Origin of the sequence: Bacillus cereus group sp. N21 (assembly GCF_016483395.1) — a bacterium.
Classification (GTDB): domain Bacteria; phylum Bacillota; class Bacilli; order Bacillales; family Bacillaceae_G; genus Bacillus_A; species Bacillus_A pseudomycoides.
Window position 1 is genome coordinate 1 of the sequence record NZ_JAEHBX010000045.1, and the last position, 14,242, is coordinate 14,242.

Here is a 14,242-nt window from a genome sequence, read left to right on the forward strand (position 1 = left end):
GTCATACGGACACTTCCTCCTTGAAACCCATTGTAAGGACTTAACTAAGTTGTGTCCATATGACTATACTAACTCTATAATGACTTATATTCTTATACGAGATTAATACATTACAAATGTTTATATTTATTGTTGTTAGCAAATCAAACTAATCAGATTAAACATCAGATATCATAAAAAAGACTTCCTAATTAAGGAAGCCCTTTTTTAAATTCATAATAGAAATATCTTAAAATAGGTATCTAGTGTTCATATATTCAGTTTAAAAAACCTTTTGTTACATCATAACGCCATTATCTTGGAATGAATACCATTTACCATCAATGAAATGTTTTCCTACTGCCATAGAGCCATCAGATTGTAAATAGTACCAATCTCCATTTTGTTGTACCCAACCTGTTTGCATCATTCCATCTTTATTCATGTAGTACCATATATCATTCACTTTTACCCAGTCTTTTGCCATAGAGCCGTTATTGTTAAAGTAATACCATTTTCCGCCAAAGGAACCTTGAAGTTTCTTCCAACCTGTCTGCATAGTTCCATCTTCATTAAAGTAATATGTTTGTCCGTCAATATTTTTCATATACTTAGCCATTACGCCATCTTCATTATAATAATACCATGTTCCTGAATAAGGTCCGCCACCTTTAATTACTTGCCAACCTGTCTGCATAGTTCCATCTTCATTGAAGTAATATGTTTGTCCCTTGATAGTTTTTTGACCTTTCGCCATGAAACCATCTTCTTCAAAATAATACCAGGAGCCATTGATTACTTTCCAATATTTAGCCATAGTTCCATCTTTGTTAAAGTAATACCATGTTCCTGAATATGGTCCACCTTTATTTCCTAACCAATCTGTATGCATAGTTCCATTTTCATTGAAGTAATATGTTTGTCCCTTGATAGTTGTTTTACCTTTCGCCATGACACCATTTTCTTCAAAATAATACCAAGAACCATTAATGTCTTTCCAATATTTAGCCATAGATCCATCTTCATTGAAGTAATACCAGTCTCCTTTCTCTCGAACCCAACCGCTATATTCTTGAACTTGCTCAATTGTATCCGTATTATTTTGAGAAACTACATTTTTCTCTGCATGAGATACTGCAGGAGCGATCAACATTGTAGACATTAAAATTGGTAAAATAATTTTCTTCATTTTCCATATCCCCCAAATAATGAATAATTTTAGTTTTTATTTCCATAAACAGAATTATATTACGGTATTTAAATATAATCAATAGTTTTTGTAACGAAAATGTAATCTTTTTAAATTAAACGAAATAAAAGAACTCAAGAGGTAATCATTATTACCTTTTTGTTATATTAGGGACTCTTATCTGATCAAGATTCATCTCACTCAATCTAATCCAAAATAGGGAACTTACGGGAATTAACTTACAAGTAGGGGTACCGTCATATATCCATCAACTTAAGAAATTGGTTGTTTCCCAAAACGAAAAAAGTGAGCTGAATTCTTATAAATAACTGTAGAAATATAAAATTTTCGTTTTGGGGATATTTCAAAATCTTAGCTTGATGAGTATGGGGCGTGGCCCTATCTTAAAAAATAAACCTTTTTTCCTACTTTTCATTATTTTTTTCTTCAGAAACAAAAAAAGCCTCTCAAATAAACCGAGAGACCCTTTAAAATAAAAATTACTTTTGACACAAAACAATGATTTTATATGGCGTAGTTTGGGCTGGTATACTCATTGTTGTAAGACCATAAATAACTATTAAATTTCGATTCGCAAGATTCCCTGTAAAAAATTGGCCATTTGTTAATAAAATTTGAGTAGAAGGAGAAATATTTAATTTTAATTTTCCATCACTACTCTCTAACTGTTCATTAAAATTATCTACTTTTACATTTTGATAGGGTATATATTTCGCTATAACAATTGCTTGAAATTGTGGTGGGAAAATGAGAGGAACAGGGACGTTAGCATCGTAAAATCCAGTTACTTTATCTCCTACTACTACCGCTGCGTAGTCAATAAAATAAGTATTTGGTTTCACTACAAAATTTGTTAGAGTCCCATAACCATTATCTACGGATATTAATTTAGTACATCCTATTTCTTCATTTGATCCTGTTACAAAATCGTTAATCATAGTTATTGTCCCATCAAATGATTGAAAGTTTTTCATTCTAATACCTCTTTTGTTTATATAATTAAACTTTTATCGTTACTCTATAATTTTTAAAAACATGTAAATGAACTAATCCTTCTTGTATCAATTCCAAAAATCACCCAAAACCTACCGTTCCATCTAAAACCAGTAACAGATCTTCGTCCTACAAAAATCGGATAATACCAAAACTGTTCACCATTCGTAAGCCATATATAGGTATTTCGAAATAAACAGAATGAAATTGCCCCTGGATCAACAGCAAATGGTGAAGCAGTTGATTGTTGAGGAATAAATGATGGAGGAGGAGATGTTGGAGCTTGTGAACTTTGCTGTCCTGGTGCACCCGGAAAACCTGGCATTCCCGGAAAACCTGGCATTCCCGGAAAACCTGGCATTCCCGGAAAACTTGGCATTCCCGGTATACTTGGAATCTGAGGACCAGGGAATTGACGATCGAAGTATTGATTATAATTTATATAAGGAAAATATATTGACTCATTATACATTTAAAAATCACCTCTTTATTTTTAAAATCTCTGAAAGTATTAATATGTAATATTTTCCGTATAGGAAGCTTATTCACTTCCTATACGGAAAATATTTTAATAAAGCGGATATCAAACATAAATGTATTACCCTTTGTTTTTGGATGTGAGCGCAGTGGCTGAGGTGAAGCGAAGGGCTAGCCCCTTCTAGTGTCATAAACATATAGAGTAAAAGGTATTTTATGAAAAGCCTCTTTGGTTATAGAAGAGAGTAAATTAAACAAAAAAGTAGGAAAAACCCAGTTATATCAATGGTTTTGGGGATTTTAGATACTTAACTTTTTTAATTAATTTGTTTTTTAGTGATGTCGAGGTTTTTGAGCCTACTATTGCAAAGTTAATGAGAAAGCTACAAGCAAACAACTTCATCAAGAAAAAGCAAAATAGCGTTCATATCGTAAATCCTAACATTATGATGAAAGGGAACGATACAAAACGACAAATATTATTAAGTTATTACGAAGAAGATAAAGCTTTAAATTCCATTGAGGTTTTAAGAGAAAAACAAAAAGCTATTCCAAAACAAAAAATAGCCAAGAATGAATCAAAAAATTGGAGATGAAAGATAATGATTGAGAGCGTTGAATTAAATATTTACCTAGATAATGACACAGTATCATTTAGTTTATCCCCTGTACAAACAGAGGTTGTATTTAAAGCATTAGGATTGCAATTTGATTCAAACACACAAACAGTAAGTGCATTTAGTAGCAACAGTTTACAAAAGCACATTCTTCCTAAAGTGAATTTTTCACCCAAATAAAAAGCATTACACCAATTGGTATAATGCTTTTTATTTATGAGGTAGGTTTTAATTGAGCCTTTACGGATGAATATTCTGACAATTATTTTTCAATCAGCTTAAAAGGGGGATTTTATATACAATTCGTGTAATTATGTTAATATTCAGTTTATTGCAGATGAAAATGAAGGGGATGAATTGTTGTGAGCACACATGTAGTAACGAAAGAACAAATGAAACATTCACTAGACACTTGGTATCAAGCAATGTTGCAACAACAAGTGGAAAAAGCGACACGATGTAAAGAAGAAATTGATAATAACCTGAATCAGGTAGAAGCAGATCAGGATGTATTATTGTATTATGCATTATTAAATTTCAGATACAATGTCCTGACTGACTGGGTTGCGGTTAAAGAAGATAGTTTTGATAGAGTAGAATCTTTTGAAATTCCGACAGAAGGGCTTCTAGCATATTATTATCATTTTTTTAAAGGCTTTCATTTGAGACTTATCACAAACTATACAGAAGCAAAAGAGCAGTTTGATCAAGCTGAAAAACTATTACAATACATTACAAATCCATTCGAAAAGGCTGAATTTAACTATAGGTTAGGAGAATTTTATTATCACTCATACCAACAAGTAAAAGCAATTGATTTCATTCAAAAAGCAAAAGAGGAATTTTCTAAGCAATCAGGATATGAAATCAATCTTGCATTATGTGAAAATATATACGGACTATGTTGTATTGATTTAAAACAATTTGAGTTAGCTGAAGAAACATTGAATGCTACATTAGATGTATTCCAAAAAACAAATCATGAAAAATATATCCTCATGGTACGCAATAACTTAGGTTTACTGTATGCAAATCAAAATGTATCCGAATCCGCAATTCGTCACTTATCAGAAGTAACAAAGAAATCTCCAAATCATTTCCGAGCATTGTATTTAGAAGCTGATGAAAATTTGAAATTAAATCGTTCAGATATTGCTGAATCATTAATAGAAAAAGGATTACATATTTGTAATCAATTTAAAAATCAGGAGTATCAATATCGCTTTATGATTTTAAAAGAAATGAATACTAATATAAATGCATTCGAAAAGGCTGTTTTAAAAGGAATTATGTACTTTGAAAAAGAAGAATTATTTGATTGTATTGAAGAGTATGCAGAGCGTTTAGCTGATAAATTCTACAATGAAAACAATCATGAAAAAGCAAGCAAATATTATCACATGAGTAAAGAAGCAAGAAAAAAACAAATAAAAAAAGGAGCATTAAAATGATGAAAAAAATTATCTTAACAGCAGTAGGTTTTGCATTTACGTTATCTATTACAGCTGGATTTAGTGATTTTAACAATGTGACTTTAAACAAAGGGGACACAGGAGGAGCACCTTCTAATAGCCACGCAGATTTCTCAGCACCAAAAGAAATTTAAGTAAATTTACAGCAAAAACAGAAGAACGTTTACCCTCACTAAAAGGCGTTCTTCTTTTATTTTTTTATTCTTCATCTTCAAAGTCGCGTAAGCTAGAAAGCAATTCTTGAAAAGATGAACAGACGGGATAAATTGCTTTTTTCATATCTTCATCTTCGTGTTCCCCAAATACAATGGTTGATGACTGAGGAGTATTTCGGTAATCAAAATATAAAAAGTTTGATATTTATGCTTTACTTTCAATTAAGATGTATTTTTAATGCTTCCTCAAGCATGGTATTGAAATCATTATATATTTCCATCACTGTACCAGATGGTTTATCAAGTTCCACATATGTACCGTCAGATAAATTTTTACAAAACCAAGCAATATCTGAATCTCCAAAGAAAAGATACTCTTTTTGAAATTCATTTTCATACCAAATCTTATTCGTGTCTATAAGTCCACAGATTGGTTCCTCTCTTTCTGGTTCTAGTAAAGAAGGATCAACTCCATAAATCACTAGTCCATCAAAATCTAAACCATTTACAGTTTTAAGAAACTCTTCGTATTCAATCGGTAGATCAATATTGAAATTCTCTTTCACACGTTCTCTTAATCTCTGAACTTCAGTATCTGTTGCGGGTGTATTCATTTTACAGTTAAAGCTTTTCTCTATTTCTTCAATTTCTAAAATCAGATTTTTCCACATATGAAAACCTCTTTCTTTAATCTCCTTTAGGATAGAGTGTATCTTTTAATATGGATCAATTTATCTCCAACGCCATGCGATTATTGTATTTTCTATGTAAATAGCCGGTATATCGATTCCTAAGTATTTACCTTCATTTTCATCTAAAATAGACCAATTACTTTCTGCTAAAAATTCTGGATCTGCGCTGTCAAAATCAAATTCATTGTCTTCATCAACCATCCCGTGAAAATATTCATGAAAGGGCTTACTCTTTTCATTTAAGTGAATCGTCCCATACATCCACGGTGGATCTGCGGATACTTCTGTAATTTCACCTAATTCAATATCTTTAAAGTATAGTTTCATATGAACACCTACTTATCCGGGAGTTTTATGTAATCCTTTAGTATTTCTTCTTTAGTTCCATGCTTATTATCTATTTTTTATCCCTAGCCCAATTACTCCGGCACTATAGACTCATCACCAAACATCAAATCATCCAATTCTTCTCTATCTTTTTCTATTCCTTTATTTCTTTCAATCAAATTTTTGATCATTTCTAATGAAATGATATGATTGTTTTGATAAAATCTTAATTCTGCTCCCATGTTTATTAACTTTTCAGCAGTACGTTGTAAAGAGGTTAAACCATCAGTATCGTAGCTTTCTTTTATCATTACTGGTTCTAGTGTTTCAATATTCTTTTTGATTTCACTAATTGACTGGGAAGTGACTTTTCTTAACAAAGGGATGTATTTATTAGTATTTTTATCAGTTACTATTATTAAGTTCACAATAGCCATATTAACCTCTCCTATATTTAAAAAACTATTATATGATTAATAGATTTTCTTAGTTTATAGTTGGTGCAAAGATGAATGTTAATGGATCGCTACATAACTCTAAAAGACATGCATATTTTATCCCGCTATTTGTGGGTAGGAAGATTACCGCCTCAAAATGCAGCGGGGGATAGGTAGCAAAATATTTTTAAAGCTGTATTGGTTTATATGCTAGTGCTATATCTACTATTTGTTCTGGAGTAAGTTCTTCATCATTCCAATATAGTAAATCACTTACTTCTGGATGTGGAACATTTCTTTCTACAACTTCTATCATTTCATCAATCTCTTTTTCAGTTCCTTCACATTCTACTAATTTACTTACTAGACTTATCAGTTCTGCTCTTGTTATTTTTTTAAACATATATTTCACTCCTTATTTATTAAAATGAAATCCCCTACTAAAAATTTCTTGATGTACCATTGGAGGAGATATTACTATTTTCTATCATAAACTTCTTCCATATATCTCGGCCATTTTTGACCTGTTTCCACTCTGGACTTCGCAAGAACTTTAGCGATACTAGAGGCTAGTTGAAGTGTTGTATCATTCAAAATTACGTTTAATATTAATTGTTTATATCAGTAGGTACTGCATTTAGCACTACACCAGCAGGTCTCAATTTTTCAATTAATTTTTTTGCCTTACCATATGGAAACTTCTTCACTAATGTAAAAGGAAGATTTTTCGAACCCTTTAATAAATCTCCTGTTGAAATATCAATTGCTAATATACTTTTTATTTTTACTAAGTCTTTTAATCCTTCATTAGGGGTTTCTACTAACACTATATTACACATATCAGGGAATCCCACTGCTATCTTCTGTATTTTTTCATTTAAGCACCCTGTATTTACCCATTCACTAAAATCTAAGATAATTACAGTAGCATGATTTGGATTCATATCACCAGAACCAATAATCAACATTTCTTTTACATCTGCACTTTGCAACATTAAAAAAACATTACCACTACCATCATCACCAATAGAAACATAACCACTTGCATATTCAGTTACTTCCCAAGTCTCATTTCGTTCTACAATATCCTCAGTACCATAAATCGTTAAACCTCCACCATTTGAAAAACCATTAGTATATCTCAATAAATCTTTATATGCATTAGGTAACTCCATTTTCATCAGATCTTCTAATTCTTGAATTTCAATATCATTTGCTGGGTTATTCTTTATTAAACCAGGAATTTTAGATAAATCGATCATTTTTTATAAAACCTCCTAACCTATCAAAATATTTATAAGCATCTGCTAATACCTTTTTTGCAGTTTTTTGATCAACCCCATGCCTCAATCATTTCTCTATAGCTTACATTAAATTCATAATGTATATCAGTATCAACCTCCTCAATTTTTCTTCGTTTTCTTTTCGTTATGATTGATTCCACCTTTTTTAGCTATAGGATGATGGGATTGTATTCGATTATCAGGAGCTATATTTTTATTTCCTGGAGCACGATTAACCGCTGGATTTAAATAGCTATGTTCATCTATATTTCCTTGTTGATATCCCGCTTTTTTTGCATTACCAATATTATTATTTTAATCTTTTACTATTTCCACTACTTGCTTCCTTCTCGTAAAGGAGATCAACCCATTAGTAAAAAACAAGCTTATCGACAATTACAAAAAGCCGGAGATTTTGCTGGTGTAGGATCAATTGGTACCCATATCATGCGCAAAACCTTCGGCTATTGGTTCTACAAACAAAAGATATCGCTATGTTACAAGAAATACTCAATACACAATGTACAAGCTGGAACGGAAAATCAATTTATTACAGGATTTAGCCTTCATCAACGAGCTGGTGATCAAGGGTGTCTGATTCCGCATTTTGAAATATTAGAGAAACACAATCGTAAAAAACAAAAACGTTTGATTGCCGATTCTGGTTATGGAAGTGAAGAAAACTATGCATTTTGTGAAGAGAAAAAAATAAAAGCATACGTAAAATACAATACGTTTGAGAAAGAACAAACAAAAGCTTGGACGAAACAAGTCGGACGAGTGGAAAATATGACCTATGATGAAGAATTAGATGAGTGGATTTGCATTAACGGAGGGAATATTCTGATAATTATTTCTCAAGTTATTTATATATTTAGAGGGATATACAATTTGTGGAAAAGTGATAATATTTAGATAATTACAGTTGTAAACGAGGGGGATGAATTTCTATGAGTGCACATGTAGTAACGAAAGAACAGATTAAGCATTCATTAGACGCTTGGTATCAGTCAATGCTGCAGCAACAAGTAGAGAAAGCGACACGATTGAAAGAGGAAATTGAATCAAAAATTAATCATATGGAAGAAGATCAAAACATATCGTTTTATTATTCATTATTAGATTTTCGCTATCAAGTGTTAGCAGATCGTTTAAGTATTACAAGCAATAGCTTCGATAAAATTGATTCCTTGTCTATTCCGAATGATCTGCTTTTAACACATTATTATCATCTCTTTAAAGGTATTCATCTAATGTTCATTTCAAATTACAAAGAATCTGAAATACATTTTGAGAAAGCTAAAGAATTATTAAAGCAAGTTTCTAATCCGATAGAACAAGCTGAATTTCATCAACACTTTGCTGTATTGTATCACCATACTTACAAAATGCTATCTTCTATTGAATATATAAATAAGGCGAAAGCAATATTTTTAAATCAAGAAGGATATGAAGTCAAAGTTGCATCCTGTGAAAATATTATAGGGACAGCTTGTATATTTTTAAAACAATTTGAACAAGCCGAAGAACATTTAAATCATGCAATTGACATTTTACAGAAAGCTAAAGAAGATAAGCTAATTTTAATAGTTAGACATAATCTAGGTTTATTGTATGCTACCCAAAATCTATCCACTTTAGCAATTCGTCATTTATCAGAAGTAACAGAGAAACTTCCTAATCATATCAAAGCCATTTTCCTACAAGCAAGGGAACATTATAAATTAGGTGAAATAAATATTGCACAAAAATTAATTGAAAACGGTTTAAATATTTGTTCTGCAGTAGGAAACAAAGAATATATGTATCACTTCAACATTTTGAAAACACTAAATGAAAGATGTTCAATGGATTTAGTGGAAAAAGAGATAAAAGAAGGAATATTTTACTTCGAAAAACAAGGATTATGGGATTATGTTGAAGAATATGGTGAGTTGTTAGCTGTCGAATTTCGTAAATTGAATAATCATGAAAAAGTAAGTGATTATTTTAATATCTGTTATGAAGCGAAACAAAAATTATTAAGTAGAGGAGCGTTAAAATAATGAAAAAATTGGGTGTTATTACTGTTGGTTTATCTGTTATCGGAATTCTTTCCCTTGGATTAAATCATTTTGCTGAAACACAACAAGCTACTCACGCAGACCATTTCATATCAAAGCCTGATTTAGCATATAGCGTTAGCGATACATCTGCCTATTCATATACTGATGGAAACACCGGTGTAAGTGCTTCAGAATAGACCACGAACACCTATAATAAATACTCATGTAGACCTATAACAAACAGAAGAACGTTTACCCTCACTAAAAGGCGTTCTTCTTTTATTTTTTTCTTTATCCTTCATTTCTATAAGTATATAAAACTTTTGAAAAATGATTGACTTACTTTTTGTTTGTAACTATATTGATTACAAGTGGGTTAAATAGTATAAAAGTAATCAAATACAAGAAATATCCCAATGCATTCTTACTTAGAGAGAAAGCATATTTTTTTAACATAGTTGTAACTTATATGGTTACAACTATGTGGCTATAAAATGCTGACAAAAAGTGAAAGCTTATGTTAAGTGTATTTTTTCATGATTTAAAGTAGAGGAAAGGAGACAATTAACTTGAAACGATTAAAGTTCTATATAATTAGTTGTATTGTTCTTGTCGTATTAGTGATTTGTAATATCGTTGAGAAACCGACAGCAAAAGTAGAAGAAGTAAAAAATACTGTTGCAACAAAATTAAACACAAAAGAAAAAAAGGTAGAAATAGATGGACAAACGATATATTTTAAACAAATTGGTGAAGGGAAACCGCCGCTGCTTATGCTTCATGGCTTTGGAGGTTCTTCTGATGGATTTCGTGATATTTATCCAGAATTAGCGAAAGATCATACGATCATTGCAGTTGATATTATAGGATTTGGTCGTTCTTCGAAGCCAATGGATTTTCAGTATTCATTCCCAGCGCAAGCAAATATATATTATAAGTTAATGAAAAAATTAGGCTATGATAAGTTTGCGGTGCTTGGTCATTCAATGGGGGGAGAGATTTCTCTTAATTTAACATACCTATATCCTGAGGCGATTACGCACCTTATTTTAGCTGACTCCACAGGAATAGAATCCTTCCAGCAAAAAGAAGGTTTCCAAAAGCCGAATGTATCGGTTGATTTAAATACGGTATCTACTATTACGGATTATGATAAAAATGCGGTGAAAAATAGAAGAGATGATAAAGAGCATTATAGTGAATTAAGTAAGATGAGAGAACATCGATTAGCGATGGATGCGAATGAAATCAAGGTGCCGACCTTAATCATTTGGGGCAGAAATGATAAAAGCGTTTCATGGAAAAATGGTGAAGCATATCATCAACTATTTAAAAATAGTACATTCCATATTATTGAAAAAGGGTATCATGCTCCGTTCCGTCAAGAGCCGGAAGAGTTTATGAAATATGTCCAAGCTTTTTTTGAAAAGCATGCTGTATCCATCAATGAATAGAATTACCCGTTCCTTCTTTCATAATTAAGAAGATGATTCAAACAAAGGTTCTGCTATTTAGGGCAGAACCTTTTTATTTTGCTATCTTATGTATTTCACCCTGCATAAAAAAATATTTCTCAACATTTTATTTGTTGAAAAATATTGAATATTCGTCATAATACGAATATTATGTTGTTATCGACAAAAAAAACGATAGTTCGCAAACAACGGGGAGGAAATGCATTGAAGAAGAATAAGAAGTTAAAACCTTTATCAGTATTAGCAACAGCGGCAGTGCTAAGTAGTACTTTTGCTTTTGGAAGTCATGCAGCATATGCTGAAACACCATCATCATCTCTACCAATAGATGAGCATTTAATACCGGATGAGCGTTTGGCAGAAGCATTAAAAGAACGGGGAGTCATTGATAAATCTGCATCACAAGCTGAGACGTCAAAGGCTGTTGAAAAGTATGTTGAGAAAAAGAAAGGGGAAAACCCTGGGAAAGAAATCATTACAGAAGATAGTCTTACGCAAGAAGCTTCTGATTTTATGAAAAAAGTAAAAGATGCAAAAATGAAGGAAAATGAACAGGCGCAGCAGCCAACAGCAGGACCAGTAGCTGGACAAGATGCAGGATTGAATCCTAGAAAATTAAATGGAAAAGTACCTACTACACCAGCAAAGCAAGAAGAGTACAATGGAACTGTTCGAAAAGATAAAGTACTTGTTTTACTCGTAGAATTTAGCGATTTTAAACATAATAATATTGATCAAGCGCCAGGATATATGTATTCTAAGGACTTTAATCGTGAGCATTATCAAAAAATGTTATTTGGTAATGAGCCATTTACGCTATTTGATGGGTCAAAAATTAACACATTCAAGCAATATTATGAAGAGCAATCAGGTGGTAGCTACACAGTTGATGGAACTGTAACGGAATGGCTTACTGTTCCAGGAAAAGCTTCTGATTATGGTGCAGATGCTGGTACCGGTCATGATAATAAAGGACCTTTAGGACCGCGTGATTTTGTGAAGGAAGCATTAAAAGCAGCAGTAGCAAAAGGGATTAACTTAGCTGATTTTGACCAATTTGATCAGTACGATCAAGATGGAGATGGTAATAAAAATGAGCCAGATGGCATTATTGATCATTTAATGGTTGTTCATGCTGGCGTGGGTCAAGAAGCTGGCGGCGGTAAATTGAAAGATGATGCGATTTGGTCTCACCGTTCAAAACTTGGATCAAAACCATATGCAATTGATGGAACACAAGCTTCTGTTCCGAATTGGGGCGGAAAGATGGCTGCATACGATTATACAATCGAGCCTGAAGATGGAGCAGTAGGTGTGTTTGCCCATGAGTACGGTCATGATTTAGGCTTACCGGATGAGTACGATACAAAGTACACTGGACAAGGTGAACCAGTTGAATCTTGGTCTATTATGAGCGGCGGCAGCTGGGCTGGAAAGATTGCAGGAACAGAGCCAACAAGTTTTTCACCACAAAATAAAGAGTTTTTCCAAAAGAATATGAAGGGTAACTGGGCGAATATCGTTGAGGTAGATTATGATAAACTTGGCACGGGAATCGGTGCTGCAACATATTTAGATCAAAGTGTTACGAAATCAAAACGACCAGGAATCGTTCGCGTTAACTTGCCGGACAAAGATATAAAAAATATCGAATCGGCATTTGGTAAGAAGTTTTATTACAGTACAAAAGGAAATGACATTCATACAACACTTGAGACACCAGTATTTGATTTAACAAATGCAACGGATGCTAAGTTTGATTATAAGGCATTCTATGAGCTTGAAGCGAAGTATGATTTCCTTGACGTGTATGCTATTCCAGAAGATGGAACGAAGACACGTATTGATAGAATGGGCGAAAAAGACGTAAAAGGCGGTATGGATACAACTGATGGTAAGTGGGTTGATAAATCATACGATTTAAGCCAATTCAAAGGGAAAAAAGTAAAATTACAGTTTGAATATTTAACAGATATTGCAGTAGCTTATAAAGGATTTGCGTTAGATAATGCAGCATTAACTGTAGATGGCAAAGTTGTTTTCTCTGATGATGCAGAAGGACAACCTGCAATGACGTTAAAAGGATTTACTGTGTCTAACGGATTTGAACAGAAAAAACATAACTACTATGTAGAGTGGAGAAATTACGCTGGTTCTGACATGGCGTTACAACATGCACGTGGCCCAGTCTTTAATACAGGAATGGTTGTATGGTATGCGGATCAAAGCTTTACAGATAACTGGGTAGGCGTTCATCCAGGTGAAGGATTCTTAGGAGTAGTAGATTCTCATCCAGAGGCAATCGTAGGGACATTAAACGGACAACCGACTGTGAAAAGCAGTACGCGTTATCAAATTGCCGATGCTGCATTCTCATTTGATCAAACGCCAGCATGGAAAGTAGATTCGCCAACTCGCGGTATCTTTGACTATAAAGGATTACCAGGCGTTGCGAAATTTGATGATTCTAAGCAGTATATCAACAGCATCATTCCAGATGCCGGACGTAAGTTGCCGAAACTAGGATTGAAGTTTGAGGTAGTAGGACAAGCTGAAGACAAGTCTGCAGGTGCAGTTTGGATTCATCGATAGAATTTTAAAGACAGTACTTCTATCTACGGTGATTGTAGATGGGAGTACTGCTTTACTTGTTTGAAAAAGAAATTGTCATAACTCTTGTCCTACCTTCATATAGTGAAACTAACAAGGCTTGTCTCAGGAAAGGAAGGGCGAAGAGTGGAAACTTTACCATGGTGGATTTATCTTGTTATTATCGGGATTGTCGTAAGTGGTTACATGGTTTTATATACTTCGAAAAAAGAGCAAGATATGGATAATGAGTTTATTGAAAAAGAAGGAGAAGTATATATGAAGCGTTTAGAAGAAGAACGCGAGAGACGTAATCAAGAAAGTGATAAGGATTCTGTGTTGCTTTAATCCTAGTAAAGAGTGAGTAACTAATCAGTTATTCACTCTTTTTTTGCGCCATCATTATATTGGCGATTTTTAAGATATATCGACCGTTTATCGTCATATATCGGCAATTGGACATAGGATATCGACTGTTCAACACAATGCGA

At 32.9% G+C, this 14,242-nt stretch carries 17 protein-coding genes and 3 pseudogenes; 11 read left to right on the forward strand and 9 right to left on the reverse strand.

The genetic code is table 11. From position 1 onward, the window contains the following. Positions 1–277 precede the first annotated feature (277 nt). The 3 genes from JDS96_RS21075 to JDS96_RS21085 all read right to left on the reverse strand — a co-directional run bounded on the left by JDS96_RS21075 (position 278) and on the right by JDS96_RS21085 (position 2,654). A complete protein-coding gene (locus JDS96_RS21075) occupies positions 278–1,168 on the reverse strand; it encodes an N-acetylmuramoyl-L-alanine amidase family protein (protein ID WP_199667932.1) in 891 nt (296 codons plus the stop codon). Positions 1,169–1,668: 500 nt separating this feature from the next. Then, on the reverse strand, positions 1,669–2,163 hold the full coding sequence (locus tag JDS96_RS21080; protein WP_003195700.1) for a hypothetical protein: 495 nt from the start codon (positions 2,161–2,163) through the stop codon (positions 1,669–1,671). A 53-nt stretch (positions 2,164–2,216) separates the two neighbouring features. Further along, positions 2,217–2,654 carry a collagen-like protein gene (locus JDS96_RS21085; protein ID WP_199667933.1) on the reverse strand — a complete coding sequence of 146 codons (438 nt, stop codon included), beginning with the start codon at positions 2,652–2,654 and terminating at the stop codon, positions 2,217–2,219. A gap of 379 nt (positions 2,655–3,033) precedes the next feature. Between JDS96_RS21085 and JDS96_RS21090 the strand changes: the two genes are divergently transcribed. From JDS96_RS21090 to JDS96_RS21105, 4 genes are all read left to right on the forward strand, one after another. Further along, positions 3,034–3,255 carry a replication/maintenance protein RepL gene (locus JDS96_RS21090; protein ID WP_231382347.1) on the forward strand — a complete coding sequence of 74 codons (222 nt, stop codon included), beginning with the start codon at positions 3,034–3,036 and terminating at the stop codon, positions 3,253–3,255. Positions 3,256–3,261: 6 nt separating this feature from the next. Beyond that, complete coding sequence (locus tag JDS96_RS21095) at positions 3,262–3,456, forward strand: hypothetical protein (RefSeq protein ID WP_199667934.1); 195 nt, start codon at positions 3,262–3,264, stop codon at positions 3,454–3,456. Between the two features lie 182 nt (positions 3,457–3,638). Then, a complete protein-coding gene (locus JDS96_RS21100; protein WP_018766932.1) occupies positions 3,639–4,727 on the forward strand; it encodes a response regulator aspartate phosphatase in 1,089 nt (362 codons plus the stop codon). Beyond that, complete coding sequence (locus JDS96_RS21105; protein WP_176549048.1) at positions 4,727–4,882, forward strand: hypothetical protein; 156 nt, start codon at positions 4,727–4,729, stop codon at positions 4,880–4,882. The genes JDS96_RS21100 and JDS96_RS21105 overlap by 1 nt, the downstream gene beginning before the upstream one ends. Before the next feature lie 64 nt (positions 4,883–4,946). On the opposite strand, the pseudogene JDS96_RS32290 reads toward JDS96_RS21105, so the two are convergent. The 6 genes and pseudogenes from JDS96_RS32290 to JDS96_RS21130 form a co-directional block, all read right to left on the reverse strand. Then, positions 4,947–5,102, reverse strand: a pseudogene (locus JDS96_RS32290) (SMI1/KNR4 family protein); the annotation flags it as partial. A 19-nt stretch (positions 5,103–5,121) separates the two neighbouring features. Further along, entirely contained in the window at positions 5,122–5,574 is a 453-nt protein-coding gene (locus tag JDS96_RS21110; protein WP_199667935.1) for a YrhA family protein, read from the reverse strand. Between the two features lie 60 nt (positions 5,575–5,634). Then, positions 5,635–5,922, reverse strand: a complete 288-nt coding sequence (locus JDS96_RS21115) for a hypothetical protein (protein WP_199667936.1) — start codon at positions 5,920–5,922, stop codon at positions 5,635–5,637. A gap of 92 nt (positions 5,923–6,014) precedes the next feature. Further along, complete coding sequence (locus JDS96_RS21120; RefSeq protein ID WP_199667937.1) at positions 6,015–6,359, reverse strand: hypothetical protein; 345 nt, start codon at positions 6,357–6,359, stop codon at positions 6,015–6,017. A gap of 187 nt (positions 6,360–6,546) precedes the next feature. Then, positions 6,547–6,762, reverse strand: coding sequence for a bacteriocin immunity protein (locus JDS96_RS21125; protein ID WP_199667938.1), 216 nt, complete (start codon positions 6,760–6,762; stop codon positions 6,547–6,549). A gap of 205 nt (positions 6,763–6,967) precedes the next feature. Then, positions 6,968–7,621: an SMI1/KNR4 family protein gene (locus tag JDS96_RS21130; protein WP_199667939.1), complete on the reverse strand. Its 654-nt coding sequence runs from the start codon at positions 7,619–7,621 to the stop codon at positions 6,968–6,970. A gap of 360 nt (positions 7,622–7,981) precedes the next feature. Here JDS96_RS21130 and JDS96_RS21135 point away from each other — a divergent pair. From JDS96_RS21135 to JDS96_RS32295, 7 genes and pseudogenes are all read left to right on the forward strand, one after another. Beyond that, positions 7,982–8,157 (forward strand): annotated as a pseudogene (locus JDS96_RS21135) (tyrosine-type recombinase/integrase); the annotation flags it as partial. A 1-nt stretch (position 8,158) separates the two neighbouring features. Next, positions 8,159–8,473 (forward strand): annotated as a pseudogene (locus JDS96_RS21140) (transposase); the annotation flags it as partial. 119 nt (positions 8,474–8,592) lie between these two features. Beyond that, positions 8,593–9,687: a Rap family tetratricopeptide repeat protein gene (locus JDS96_RS21145; RefSeq protein WP_199667940.1), complete on the forward strand. Its 1,095-nt coding sequence runs from the start codon at positions 8,593–8,595 to the stop codon at positions 9,685–9,687. Then, a complete protein-coding gene (locus JDS96_RS21150; protein WP_003206073.1) occupies positions 9,687–9,884 on the forward strand; it encodes a Phr family secreted Rap phosphatase inhibitor in 198 nt (65 codons plus the stop codon). Before JDS96_RS21145 ends, JDS96_RS21150 begins: the two co-directional genes overlap by 1 nt. A 372-nt stretch (positions 9,885–10,256) precedes the next feature. Beyond that, positions 10,257–11,141 carry an alpha/beta fold hydrolase gene (locus tag JDS96_RS21155; protein WP_199667941.1) on the forward strand — a complete coding sequence of 295 codons (885 nt, stop codon included), beginning with the start codon at positions 10,257–10,259 and terminating at the stop codon, positions 11,139–11,141. Between the two features lie 225 nt (positions 11,142–11,366). Beyond that, the gene (locus tag JDS96_RS21160; RefSeq protein WP_199667942.1) at positions 11,367–13,754 is read left to right on the forward strand and encodes an immune inhibitor A domain-containing protein; all 2,388 of its coding nucleotides are present in this window, start codon (positions 11,367–11,369) and stop codon (positions 13,752–13,754) included. Between the two features lie 144 nt (positions 13,755–13,898). Further along, positions 13,899–14,099, forward strand: coding sequence for a sporulation YhaL family protein (locus JDS96_RS32295; protein WP_003195714.1), 201 nt, complete (start codon positions 13,899–13,901; stop codon positions 14,097–14,099). Positions 14,100–14,242 lie beyond the last annotated feature (143 nt).

Excerpts from the sequence above, each read along its gene's own strand:
- JDS96_RS21075 (WP_199667932.1), bottom strand. The coding sequence starts at position 1,168 with ATGAAGAAAATTATTTTACCAATTTTAATGTCTACAATGTTGATCGCT.
- JDS96_RS21080 (WP_003195700.1), bottom strand. The coding sequence starts at position 2,163 with ATGAAAAACTTTCAATCATTTGATGGGACAATAACTATGATTAACGAT.
- JDS96_RS21085 (WP_199667933.1), bottom strand. The coding sequence starts at position 2,654 with ATGTATAATGAGTCAATATATTTTCCTTATATAAATTATAATCAATAC.
- JDS96_RS21090 (WP_231382347.1), top strand. The coding sequence starts at position 3,034 with ATGAGAAAGCTACAAGCAAACAACTTCATCAAGAAAAAGCAAAATAGC.
- JDS96_RS21095 (WP_199667934.1), top strand. The coding sequence starts at position 3,262 with ATGATTGAGAGCGTTGAATTAAATATTTACCTAGATAATGACACAGTA.
- JDS96_RS21105 (WP_176549048.1), top strand. The coding sequence starts at position 4,727 with ATGAAAAAAATTATCTTAACAGCAGTAGGTTTTGCATTTACGTTATCT.
- JDS96_RS21110 (WP_199667935.1), bottom strand. The coding sequence starts at position 5,574 with ATGTGGAAAAATCTGATTTTAGAAATTGAAGAAATAGAGAAAAGCTTT.
- JDS96_RS21115 (WP_199667936.1), bottom strand. The coding sequence starts at position 5,922 with ATGAAACTATACTTTAAAGATATTGAATTAGGTGAAATTACAGAAGTA.
- JDS96_RS21120 (WP_199667937.1), bottom strand. The coding sequence starts at position 6,359 with ATGGCTATTGTGAACTTAATAATAGTAACTGATAAAAATACTAATAAA.
- JDS96_RS21125 (WP_199667938.1), bottom strand. The coding sequence starts at position 6,762 with ATGTTTAAAAAAATAACAAGAGCAGAACTGATAAGTCTAGTAAGTAAA.
- JDS96_RS21130 (WP_199667939.1), bottom strand. The coding sequence starts at position 7,621 with ATGATCGATTTATCTAAAATTCCTGGTTTAATAAAGAATAACCCAGCA.
- JDS96_RS21145 (WP_199667940.1), top strand. The coding sequence starts at position 8,593 with ATGAGTGCACATGTAGTAACGAAAGAACAGATTAAGCATTCATTAGAC.
- JDS96_RS21150 (WP_003206073.1), top strand. The coding sequence starts at position 9,687 with ATGAAAAAATTGGGTGTTATTACTGTTGGTTTATCTGTTATCGGAATT.